The 13577-nt window shown below is 34.2% G+C and carries 4 protein-coding genes; all 4 read left to right on the forward strand.

The features are described 5' to 3' along the window. Positions 1-368: 368 nt before the first annotated feature. Positions 369-5903, forward strand: coding sequence for a leucine-rich repeat domain-containing protein (locus ACUUYC_RS13095; protein WP_474266328.1), 5535 nt, complete (start codon positions 369-371; stop codon positions 5901-5903). Positions 5904-6224: 321 nt separating this feature from the next. Continuing rightward, positions 6225-10799, forward strand: coding sequence for a leucine-rich repeat domain-containing protein (locus tag ACUUYC_RS13100; protein WP_474266329.1), 4575 nt, complete (start codon positions 6225-6227; stop codon positions 10797-10799). Positions 10800-10983: 184 nt separating this feature from the next. Continuing rightward, positions 10984-12273, forward strand: coding sequence for a citrate synthase (locus ACUUYC_RS13105; RefSeq protein WP_474266330.1), 1290 nt, complete (start codon positions 10984-10986; stop codon positions 12271-12273). A 74-nt stretch (positions 12274-12347) separates the two neighbouring features. Then, positions 12348-13262, forward strand: coding sequence for a dimethylarginine dimethylaminohydrolase family protein (locus tag ACUUYC_RS13110; RefSeq protein ID WP_474266331.1), 915 nt, complete (start codon positions 12348-12350; stop codon positions 13260-13262). The last annotated feature ends 315 nt before the right edge of the window (positions 13263-13577 follow it).

Consider the following 13577-nt stretch of genomic DNA (forward strand, 5'->3'; position numbering starts at 1 on the left):
TTATGGAGATGGTCACTATATCAATATACAAGCTTACGAGAGATAAACTATATATTGACGAAAGCGGAAAGTGGCATACAAAACATGATTCTCTAAAAACACGATTCACCTTACAATAGATGTTATGTTACTTTAACGTTGTTTTATAATCGCTATTTATAAATAACGAGTAATTTAACTTTTTCTACACCTGAAATTTAGTTGATTTCAGTATTTTCGCAAGTGCAAATCCCTCCCAAATACGCATTTGCATAATACGCCATTTATTTAATGAAACAATAATGAATTCATTATATGCTAAGACCTATTCAAATCTTAGCATGTATCAATTTTTCATGCATTGTAATAAACTAACTAAATCATTTCAAATGAGATTAAAACTACTATTTGGATTATTAATTTTCACAAACATTATTTGGGCAAACACAGAAGTTGCACCGCCAGTAAATGACAATTTTGCAAATGCAATTCCGTTAATTTGTGGAAACAATTATACAGGAAGCACACTAGAAGCAACAATTGATGAAGGTAATTCGCCAGATTCTGTTAATCCAGTAGTTGATTTAGACGCACCAAATATTTGGTATTCGTATACAGGTTCGGGGACTCCTGAAACCATAACACTCGATATGTGTGCTTCAGGATACGATACTTCATATTTAGTATATACAGGAACTTCTGGGAATTTGACATTAGTAGCAGCAAATGATGATAATGAAACGCAATGTGGACCAGGATATCGCTCATACGGAACCTTTGAATCTGATGGGACAACAACATACTATATAACAATAACAGGATATGGACCTTCAGATACTGGTGCGGTAGACTTAAACATTTCATGTGAAGAAAATGTACCTACGCCAAATACTATTGAATTGGCTATACCAATTGTACCTTCACCAGAAGGAACAGGTTGTACAAATTTTACATTTAATCTAGATTTTACTACGACAGGAACTACCGATAGTGGTTTAAGTGGATGTTTAGCTAATGGTTCGCAGGAAGGTTTGGATCAATTTTTTACTTGGACAGCAATGTCTAATGGTTTAAAATTTAATACGACTAATTTAAGTGGACGCGCAAATATTACAATTCGAAATGAAGCAGGTGAAATTATCGATTGTACGGAATATGCTGAAGACAATTCTGCAATTTTAACAGGATGGGAAGTTGGAGACAACTTGACGATTCAAATTTATAAAGGGGAAGGACAAACTGGAAGTGCGGATGCAATATTCTGTTTAGAAGAAAAAGGAATTTCTCCTCCAAATAATAGTTTTCTTGCAGGAGCAATTCCGATAACACCAAATCCTGCAGGAAGTGTGTGTACACCAACAAGTGCCAACAATCAAACAATTTTCTTCAATACAGATACGTATACAACAACCGATAGTGGTACAGATACCAATTGTTTGGGCGAAAATACAGGTGTAGATCAATTTTTTACATGGACGGCAACTTCAGGTGGCTTACTTTGGGGACAAAACCCTAATACACTTGGAATCTCAGTGCGTAGTACTTCAGGTGTGGAGTATGCATGTGTTTTAAGAAACCTTGCAGATCCTATAAAAATTAGTGGTTGGGAAATAGGGGAAGACTTAATCATTCAAATATTTAATTACGATAGACATCATTATGATCAAATGACATTTTGTTTACGCGAATACGATACGCCAGTAAATGATTTAATCACTGGAGCAATTCCAATCATTCCTGGTGGTGCAGACGATGATTGTAGCACAACAGTACTAGCTTTTAGTACAGATGGAACTACCGATAGCGGATTAGAAGGAACCTGTAATACTGTAAATACAGGGTACGATCAGTTTTTCTCTTGGACCGCATCTACAAATGGGTTGCTTTGGAATGGACTCACAGAAAACCCAGGAATCATCATAAGAGATGCAGCAGGAAACGAAATTACATGTGCAGATACAATTGCGCCAGATAATACTGTTTTATCAGGATGGGAAGTAGGAGATGAGTTAATTATTCAAATTTATGATTGGACATATTATAGCCCTACAGGTAACTTTCCAAGTAACGTAGAAGATTCGTATAGAGATGTTTCATTTTGTTTAAAAGAACATGTAATAACTAGGACTTTTGTGCCAGACGATAACTTTGAGCAAGCCTTAATAGATCTTGGTTATGATAACGTACTAGATGATTATGTCAATACTGCTACAATTAATATAATTACAAGTCTAGATGTTTCAGACAAAAACATTGCTGACCTAACTGGTATTGAGGATTTTGCAAGTTTAGAAGAACTTGACTGTCAAGCAAATGGTTTAACCTCGTTAAATGTATCTCAAAATTTAGCGCTAAAGGAATTAAGATGCGGAAATGGCCCAGCTGTGGTTCCCAATCCCAATCAGATCACAAGCTTGGATGTATCCCAAAATGTAAATCTTGAAATTTTGAAATGTGACAACAATCCTTTAAATACTTTAGATGTATCTCTACTTACAAATTTAGTTACTTTAGATTGTCTTAGAACAGGTTTAACAAACCTAGATGTGACTCAAAATATAAATTTAGAATCTTTAACATGTGGCTATAATAGCCTTACGAGTTTAGATATTAGCCAAAACATACTTTTAACGAGGCTATATCTTATCTATAATCAATTAACAACATTAGATATTTCTAATAATCCACTGCTTCAATCTCTGTATTTTGGAAGCAATCCAATAACTTCTATAGATGTTTCTATACATACAGATTTACTTTTATTATGGGTTGATAATACGCAACTTACGAGTTTAGATTTATCGAACAATCCTTTACTAAAGTATTTAAATTGTGCAGTTATGCCACAACTTACGAGTTTAAATGTGGCTAGTGGTTCAAATGAAAATATCTTAAGTTTTAGTGTTTTCAATAATCCAAATCTAACTTGTGTAGATGTTGATGATGTCGCCTACAGTACTACAAATTGGACAAATATTAATGGCGGATTTACATTTAGTCTAAACTGTAATCCAGCACCAATTCCATCTAATGATGAATGTGTAGACGCAATTAGCATTCCAATAAGTGATGTTGGTTGCAATACAACGACTTCAGCAACATTAGCAGGCGCAACAGATTCAAATTCACTACATTGTTTTGGCGATGATGCAAACTTTACGGATGTATGGTTTAGCTTTGTAGCAACAGAGGAAACACATCAAATTACATTACAAAACCTAACTGGTACACCAAATTTTTTATGGCACTCAGTTATTGATGCACAAACATATAACTGTAGTAATATCACAGATTCTATTTTATGTAATGATGGACTCTCAGGTGATGCAACTGGGTTAACAATAGGAAATACATATTATATACAAGTATACTCACATGAAGCAAATGCAAATACAACATTTGATATTTGTGTAGCTTCATTAGTAATTCCTGGACAAACCTATGTGCCAGATGATAACTTTGAACAAGCACTCATCGATCTCGGATATGATATTACCTTAGACAATTACGTAACAACAACAAACATTAATGCTCTTGAAATTTTAAGTATTAGTAATAAAAATATTGGAAATTTAACAGGGATTGAAGATTTTACAGCGTTGGAACAATTATATGTTGGTGATAATCCATTAGGAAGTTTAAACCTAACACAAAACACAGCGTTAGTGCTTTTAAACGCAAATAATACTTCGCTTTCAACGATAGATTTAACTCAAAATACAGCTTTGCAATACCTATCTGTTGAAAGCAACCAACTCACAACAATAGATATTACACAAAACACAGCACTTATCACAGCAAGCTTTCAATCAAATCAATTGGCAACAATAGACGTATCTCAAAACACAGTACTAGAAACTTTGAATCTTGTACTAAATGCGCAATTTTCGGGAGTAGATGTATCTTCAAATTCAAGCTTACGAACATTAAATATGAATTTTACGCAAGTCCTAAGCATAGATGTTTCTAACAATCCCAATCTTGAATCATTCTTATGTTTTGATTGTCCGCTAAGAGCAATAGATGTTTCAGGGAACCCAGCTTTAAAAATCCTAAGTGTTGGAGGAACACAAGTACCATTTATAGACGTATCTAACAATCCAGTTTTTGAGAACTTATTTGCGAATAATTGTGCTGAGTTAAACGGGATTAATATCCAAAATGGAAACAATACAAACGTTGCAAGCTTCTTTGCTTCAAACGTGCCAAACCTTACCTGTGTTCAGGTAGATGATGTTGCATACAGTACTACAAATTGGACCAATGTTGATGTGGGTACAAACTTTAGTATGGATTGTGGTTTTCTTGAAAATGATGAATGTGTAAACGCTATTGATATTCCAATAAGTAATGCTACATGTAATAATGTAGTATCTGCGACTATGGTTGGTGCAACTGACTCTAATTCGCTTCACTGTTTTGGAGATAATGCAAACTTTGCTGATATGTGGTTTAGCTTTACAGCCACCGAAACAACACATAAAATTGCATTACAAAACCTAACGGGTTCTCCAAACTTTCTGTGGCATGCCTTAATTGATGCACAAACATATACTTGTGGAAACATTACAGACGCCATTTACTGTACAGATGGATTAGAAAACACAGCAACAGGACTAACAATAGGAAATACATATTACATACAAGTATATTCGCATGTAGCAAATGCAAATACTACATTTGATATCTGTGTATCTACAAATACAATTCCAGGACAAACGTATGTGCCAGACAATAATTTTGAGCAAGCATTGATTGATTTAGGCTTAGATACTGTATTAGATGATTATGTAGTAACAAGCAATATAAATACGGTAAATGACTTAAACATTCGCGATCTTGGTATTTTTGATCTAACAGGAATTGAAGACTTTGCAGCGTTAGAAATCTTAAACTGCGGATTAAACTTCTTAGGAGAATTAGATTTAAGCAATAACACAAACCTAAACTATTTAATTGCGGATAATGCTGCTTTAGTTGGCCTAAATGTTCAAAATGGAAACAACACCAACGTTACAACGTTCATCACGCTTGGGAATGTAGATTTATTTTGTATTCAAGTAGATGATGCAACATACAGTACTGCCAATTGGACGCTAATTGAATCTTCTACAAGTTTCAGTGAATATTGTGGCAATCCAATTCTGGTAGACGCAAAAGTATACTTACAAGGCGCAATGCTTCAGCATACAGATGGTTTCATGCGAACGGATTTAAAAGATAACAATCATATTTCAACAGTAAGTCCATATATAGATGGTACTACTATTCTTGTAACTGATCCTGTATTCACTGCTACAGGACAAGATAAAGTTGTCGATTGGATTTGGATAGAACTCAGAGATGCTACAAACCCTGCCATCATTATTGATGGAAAATCTGCACTATTACAACGCGATGGAGACATTGTGGAGGTTCTTGTTGACGATGCTTCAACTCCTGTAAACTTTAGTCAAGCACCAGGCGATTATTATGTTGTAATAAAACATCGCAATCACTTAGGAATCATGTCAAACAGCACTTTTTCATTGTCTAATGTTGCCACTACTGTAGATTTTACCGATCGTAACAGCCAAATTACTTATGGTACAAATGCACAAACTAATTTTGGTATGCCTGCCGATGTTGTAGCAATGTGGTGCGGAAATGTAAATGGTGATACGGTTGTTCAATACTCAGGAACTACACCAGATGCACCAGCTATTCTATCAACAGTGCTAAATGATGCTGGAAACTTCCTAAACTTTCCAACGTATACTGTTTCTGGTTATGATTCTAAAGATGTTAATATGGATGGTAACACGCAATACACAGGCACAAATCCTGATACGCCATTTATATTACAAAACATATTAGCGCATCCGGGGAATTTTTTAAACTTTAGTACATATCAAATCGTGGAACAATTACCTCAAAACGAGTAGAAAATTAAACGTAACAATAAAGTTAGTACATGAGAGATTAACATTCGAAAAAATAAGATTCACCTCACAATACGTGTCATGCTACTTTCACGTTATTTTATCCTCGTTATTTATAAATAACGAGGAACTTAACTTTTTTTGACGCTTAAAAATAAGTTGATTTCTGTACTTTCGCAAGTGTAAATTCCTTCCAAATATACATTTGCATAATAGCCCATTTATATAATGAAACAATAATGAATTCATTATATGTTAAGATCACTTAAAATCTAAATATATTAATTTTTCATGTATTGTAATAAACAAACTAAATCATTTCAAATGAGATTAAAATTACTATTTGTATTCTTAATTATTACAAACATTATTTGGGCAAATACAGAAATTGCAGCGCCAGCAAATGACAATTTTGCGGATGCTATTCCCATAACTTGTGGAAACAATTATACCGCAAGTACACTAGAAGCAACAATAGATGAAGACAATGCACCCGATTCTACAAATCCAGTCGTTGATTTAGATGCGCCAAATATTTGGTATTCATATACAGGATCTGGAATTCCAGAAATAGTGACCTTAGATTTATGTGCTTCAGGATATGATACTGCATATTTAGTATACACAGGAACATCGGGAAACTTAAGTTTAGTTGCTGCAAATGATGATAATGAAACGCAATGTGGCCCAGGATATCGTTCTTATGGAACATTTCAATCGGACGGAACAACAACATATTATATCACAATTACAGGATTCGGACCATCGGATACTGGTGCTGTTGACTTAACGGTTTCATGTTTGCCAGCGGATGCAATACTAATTCCAGATGCTAATTTTGAACAAGCGCTAATTGATCTAAGTATAGATACAGGAATTGTAAATGGGTATATTTCTCCAGTAGGAATAGATCAAATAAATGATTTAAATATTAGCAATAAGAATATTTCAGACCTATCAGGTATTGAAAACTTTACAGGATTACAATCTTTGAATGTCAGCAATAACAACCTTACAGGTTTACCGCTTACCGCAAATACAAATATAACGTCGCTTAATTGTAGTTTTAACAATATCTCATTTATAAACTTGACAAATCAATCTAGTTTAACTTCTTTACAATGCAATAATAACGACGGGTTGAGTACATTATTTGTAAATAATGGAAACAATACCAATATCACACTTTTTGATGCTGGCAATAACGCAGATCTAACATGTATTCAGGTTGACAATGAAGCATACAGTTTAACTAATTGGACAAACATAGATGTCAATGTTCAGTTTTCAGAAATGTGCAACCAAACTACGTATGTACCAGATGATAACTTTGAGCAAGCATTAATTGATTTAGGGTATGATACTACACTCGATGATTATGTGGCAACAGCAAATATCAATACAGTTAGATCTTTAACTGTTTCAAGTAGAAACATTACTGACCTAACAGGAATTGAAGGATTTACGGCTTTAACATTTTTAAGTTGTAGTAATAACATGTTGACAACTATAGATGTTACTAATAATTCAATGTTAGAATATTTTTATTGTAAAAATAACCAACTTACAACTATAGATGTTAGTCAAAATCCTGTATTAGATACCTTTTGGTGTTACGAAAACTCATTAACTAGTGTAGATCTAACTCAAAACTCTAATTTAAGATCATTTCTGTGTTTTGATAATGAACTCACAAGTGTAGATGTGACTCAGAATTTAAGTTTAAGATCAATCGCTTTTGGTGAAAATCCAATAGAGCACGTAGATTTATCAAACAATTCTGATTTAATTTCAATAAACGCTACAGGTGCTGCTTTATTATCAAGTTTAGACTTAAGAAATGGAAATAATGTAAATATTAATTTCAACTTAGCAGGTTTCGATGTTACCAATACTCCAAACCTAAGCTGTGTAGATGTTGACGATGCTGCATACAGTACTGCAAATTGGACAAGTATAGATCCAGGACTTACGTTTAGTGAAAATTGTAATGCAGCGCCAATTCCACCTAATGATGAATGTGTGGACGCAATTGCTGTTCCAATAAGTGATGGTACGTGTAACAATACAGTTGCAGGAACACTAGCAGGTGCCACAGGTTCTAGTGTATTTCAATGTTCTGGAGAATCTCCAGCTTTTTCAGATGTTTGGTATAGCTTTCTTGCCACAGAAACAACACATAATATCAGCATATTAAATACCTCAGGTGCTAATTCAGGAGTATTTCATGCAGTCATTGATGCACAAACCTATAACTGCGGAAACATTACAGATGCTGTGTATTGTACAGACGCAACAGAAGGTGAAGCAACTGGTTTAACGATTGGAAACACCTATTTCATTCAAGTATACTCATATACATCAGGCATAACGGAAACGTTTGATATTTGTGTATCTACAAATACAATTGCAGGACTAACCTATGTGCCAGATGATAACTTTGAGCAAGCTCTCATTGATCTCGGATATGATATAACCTTAGATGATTATGTAACTACGACAAATATCAATACAGTTGAAATTTTAAGTATAGATAATAGAAGTATTGCAGACTTAACAGGAATTGAAGACTTTGCAGCGTTGGAACAATTATATGTTGGTGATAATCCATTAGGAAGTTTAAATCTAACACAAAATCCAGCGTTAGAACTCTTAAACGCAAATAACACTTCGCTTGCAACAATAGATTTAACTCAAAATACAGCGTTGCAATATCTATCTATTGAAAGCAACCAACTCGCAACAATAAATATTACACAAAATACAGCATTGATTAGTGCAAGCTTTCAATCAAATCAATTGGCAACAATAGATGTATCACAAAATCTAGTATTAGAAACATTAAACCTTGTGCAAAATCTGCAATTTGGGGTAATTGATGTGTCTACAAATACAAGTTTAAAAACATTAAATTTAAATTTTACACAAGTTCTTAGCATAGATATTACAAACAATCCAAATCTTGAATCATTCTTATGTTTTGATTGCCCGCTAAGAGCCATAGATGTTTCAGCAAACCCAGCTTTAAAAACCTTAAGTGTCGGAGGAACACAAGTACCATTTGTAGATATATCAAACAATCCGGCTATTGAAAATTTATTTGCCAGCAGTTGTGGTGCTTTGACAGGAATAAATGCTCAAAATGGTAACAATACAAATGTTCAATCTTTCCTTGCTAACAATATACCAAACTTAACTTGTATTCAAGTAGATGATGTAGCGTATAGTACTGCTAACTGGACAAATGTGGATGGAGGAACAAACTTCAGTGCGGATTGTGGCTTTCTTGAAAATGATGAATGTGTAAACGCCATTGACATTCCAATTAGTAATGCTACATGTAATAATGTAGTATCTGCGACAATGGTTGGTGCAACTGACTCTAATTCGCTTCACTGTTTTGGAGATAATGCAAACTTTGCTGATATGTGGTTTAGCTTTACAGCCACCGAAACAACACATAAAATTGCATTACAAAACCTAACGGGTTCTCCAAACTTTCTGTGGCATGCCTTAATTGATGCACAAACATATACTTGTGGAAACATTACAGACGCCATTTACTGTACAGATGGATTAGAAAACACAGCAACAGGACTAACAATAGGAAATACATATTACATACAAGTATATTCGCATGTAGCAAATGCAAATACTACATTTGATATCTGTGTATCTACAAACTCAATTCCTGGATTAACCTATGTGCCAGACAATAACTTTGAACAAGCATTAATCGATTTAGGATACGACACAACTTTAGACGACTATGTAACCACGACAAACATCAGTTCGATAAATGACTTAAACATTCGTAACCTAGGTATTTTTGATCTTACAGGAATTGAGGACTTTGCAGCGCTGGAAATCTTAAACTGTGGACTAAATTTCTTAGGAGAATTAGACCTAAGTCAAAACACGAACCTAAATTACCTGATTGCTGATAACGCAGCGTTAGTTGGGTTAAATATGCAAAACGGAAACAATACAAATGTAACAACGTTCATCACACTTGGTAATGTTGATTTATTCTGTATACAAGTAGATGATGCAGCATACAGTACAGCCAATTGGACGATTATTGAGCAAACCACAAGTTTCAATGAATATTGTGGCGATCCTATCCAAGTAGCAGCAAAAGTATATCTGCAAGGTGCAATGCTTCAAAATACGGATGGTTTCATGCGTACAAATTTAAAAGATAACAATCATATTTCTGATGCAAGTAGCCCATATGCAGATGGAATTGCAGCAAGTGACAACGTATTTTTTGCTTTAGGGCAAGATAAAATTGTCGATTGGATTTGGGTAGAACTCAGAGATGCTAACGATGCTACAATTATCATTGATGGAAAATCTGCAATCTTACAACGAGATGGCGATATTGTAAGCGCTGAAGGTGATGCTTCAACTCCTGTAAGCTTCAGTCGAGCACCAGGCGATTATTACATTGTAATAAAACATCGCAATCACTTAGGAATCATGTCAAGTAGTACTTTTTCATTGTCTAATGTTGCCACTACTGTAGATTTTACAAACAGTAACAATCAAATTACCTACGGTGCAAATGCACAAACAACCTTTGGAATGCCAACTAATACTGTAGGAATGTGGAGTGGAAATGTAAATGGAGATACAGTTATTCAATACACTGGTACTACACCAGATGCACCAATAATCCTATCAACAATACTAAACGATGCTGGGAACTTCTTAAATTTTCCAACGTATGTATTAAATGGATATAGTTCTAATGATATAAACATGGATGGAACCACGCAATACACTGGTACAAATCCTGATACGCCTTTTATATTGCAAAACATATTAGCGCATCCAGGAAACTTCTTAAATTTTAGCACATATCAAATCGTGGAACAATTACCTCAAAACGAGTAGAAAAATAAAATCACTACATATTCAATATTCAAAAAGCGATTATTTAAATCTTAATAATCGCTTTTATTATACTATAAATTTTAATGATATCTTAATTATTAAATCCTTTGTAAAGTATTTTCATAAATCGCGACATATTTTGTAATTTAGCAAACCAGATAAAAAATAAAAATTCCAGAAAAATATGTCAGATAATATAGCTACGTTAGAAGTTAATGGTGAGAAACACGAGTTCCCCGTAATTAAAGGGACAGAAAATGAAATCGCTATTGACATCAAAAAATTAAGAGGCTCCACAGGTGGAGTTATCACAATTGATCCAGGATATAAAAATACAGGTTCTTGCCAGAGTGCAATTACATTTTTAGATGGGGAAAAAGGTGTGCTTCGTTATAGAGGTTACTCAATTGAAGACTTAGCTGAAAAAGCAGACTTCTTAGAAGTTGCTTACTTATTAATTTTTGGAGAATTACCAAATTCAGAACAATTAGCAAAATTTCATAAAGACATCAAAGCGCAATCTATTGTAGATGATGACATCAAAAAAATAATAGACGCATTTCCAAAGTCAGCACATCCTATGGGAGTTTTGGCTTCGTTAACCAATGCATTAACAGCTTTCAATCCATCATCAGTAAATGTAGATTCGGAAGAAGAAATGTATGGAGCAATCGTAAAAATACTTGGAAAATTCCCTGTATTAGTTGCTTGGGCAATGCGTAAAAAACAAGGATTGCCTTTAGATTATGGTGATTCATCATTAGGATACGTGGAAAACGTATTAAAAATGATGTTCAAACAACCAAATGAAGATTACACATTAAATCCAATCGTAGTAAATGCATTAGATAAATTACTAATCTTACATGCAGATCACGAGCAAAACTGTTCTACATCAACAGTTCGTATCGTAGGTTCATCTCACGCTGGATTATTTGCTTCATTAGCCGCAGGAATCTCTGCACTTTGGGGACCATTACATGGAGGAGCAAACCAAGCTGTACTAGAAATGTTAGAAGGAATTCGTCAGGATGGTGGAGACACTAAAAAATACATGGCGAAAGCAAAAGATAAAAGTGATCCTTTCCGTTTAATGGGATTCGGACACAGAGTTTACAAAAACTTCGATCCAAGAGCAACCATTATCAAAGTTGCTGCTGATGAGGTATTAGGAGACTTAGGTGTAGAAGATCCAATCTTAGACATCGCAAAAGGATTAGAAAAAGAAGCATTAGAAGATCCATACTTCGTAGATAGAAAATTATATCCAAACGTAGATTTCTACTCTGGAATTATCTACAGAGCAATGGGAATTCCAACAGAAATGTTTACAGTAATGTTTGCTTTAGGACGTTTACCAGGATGGATTTCTCAATGGAGAGAAATGCGCTTAAATAAAGAGCCAATAGGTCGTCCACGTCAAGTATACACAGGTGAAAACCACAGAGAATTTAAAGAAATCTCTAATAGATAACATAAAAACAATATAAAAAAGCTTCATGAGTTTCAAACTTATGAAGCTTTTTTACTATACATCCCAAATTGCACATGTTAGAACTATACGTAAATGACGAAACTTCACAACTCAAAGCAGTTGTACTTGGAACGGCAGAAAGTTGCGGACCTACTCCGAAAGCTGAAGACTGCTATGATCCAAAATCAAAACAACACGTATTAGCAGGAACATATCCATTAGAAAAAGATATGGTTCCAGAAATGGAAGCCGTGGCAAAAGTCTTTGAAAAACATGGAGTTAAAGTGTTTCGGCCAAACATCATCAAAGATTATAATCAGATATTTTCAAGAGATATCGCGTTTGTTATAGAAGATAAATTTATCAAATCGAACATACTTCCCGATCGTGAACGTGAAATAGAAGCAATTCAACATGTAATTGATCAAGTCAATCCTGAGAATGTAATTACGTTACCAGAAGAAGTACACGTTGAAGGTGGAGATGTAATGCCTTGGGGCGATTATATTTTTATCGGAACCTATTCAGGTGAAGACTATCCAGATTACATTACTGCTAGAACCAATATTGATGCAGTAATTGCATTGCAAGAATTATTTCCAAACAAAACGGTAAAATCATTCGAGCTTCGTAAATCAAACACAGAACCAAAAGACAATGCATTGCATTTAGATTGTTGTTTTCAGCCTATAGGGAACGACAAAGCAATTTTACACAAAAATGGTTTCTTGGTAGAAGAAGAATACCAATGGTTAGTTGATTTCTTTGGGAAAGAAAACATCTTCGAAATCAGCAAAGACGAAATGTATAACATGAATAGCAATGTATTCTCCATTTCACCAGAAGTTGTCATTTCAGAACAAAACTTTACACGTCTCAACACTTGGTTGGAAGAAAAAGGATTCACGGTAGAAAAAGTTCCGTATGCAGAAATTGCCAAACAAGAAGGTTTATTGCGTTGTAGCACAATGCCATTAATTAGAGGGTAAATACTTTTCTTTATAAGAAACAAAATCAATCCAATTTAGTTACAATAACATTAATTAGATACTAAAATAGCAGTGAGGTTCTCTTTTCCGCAGTGTAGTATGACTTTCTCGTTAAGAATTTTTGAAGCTTTGGAAAAAATTTAGAGTAAGACTTACGATTTTAGCTTTTTCAGCTAAAAACACCTCTGGAAAAGTGCCTTTTCTTTTGTTTCGTTTTCTTTGGGCGAGCAAAGAAAATGAAAATAAAATATAGACTGATAGTAATTTATCTGAAAGCCTTTTAGTAAAACTCGATAGTTGAGTTACATTAATTCA

The organism is Kordia sp. E (assembly GCF_056033805.1).

What these genes read in the sequence shown, in the direction of transcription:
- ACUUYC_RS13095 (WP_474266328.1), top strand. Translation starts at nt 369, where the DNA reads ATGAGATTAAAACTACTATTTGGATTATTAATTTTCACAAACATTATT.
- ACUUYC_RS13100 (WP_474266329.1), top strand. Translation starts at nt 6,225, where the DNA reads ATGAGATTAAAATTACTATTTGTATTCTTAATTATTACAAACATTATT.
- ACUUYC_RS13105 (WP_474266330.1), top strand. Translation starts at nt 10,984, where the DNA reads ATGTCAGATAATATAGCTACGTTAGAAGTTAATGGTGAGAAACACGAG.
- ACUUYC_RS13110 (WP_474266331.1), top strand. Translation starts at nt 12,348, where the DNA reads ATGTTAGAACTATACGTAAATGACGAAACTTCACAACTCAAAGCAGTT.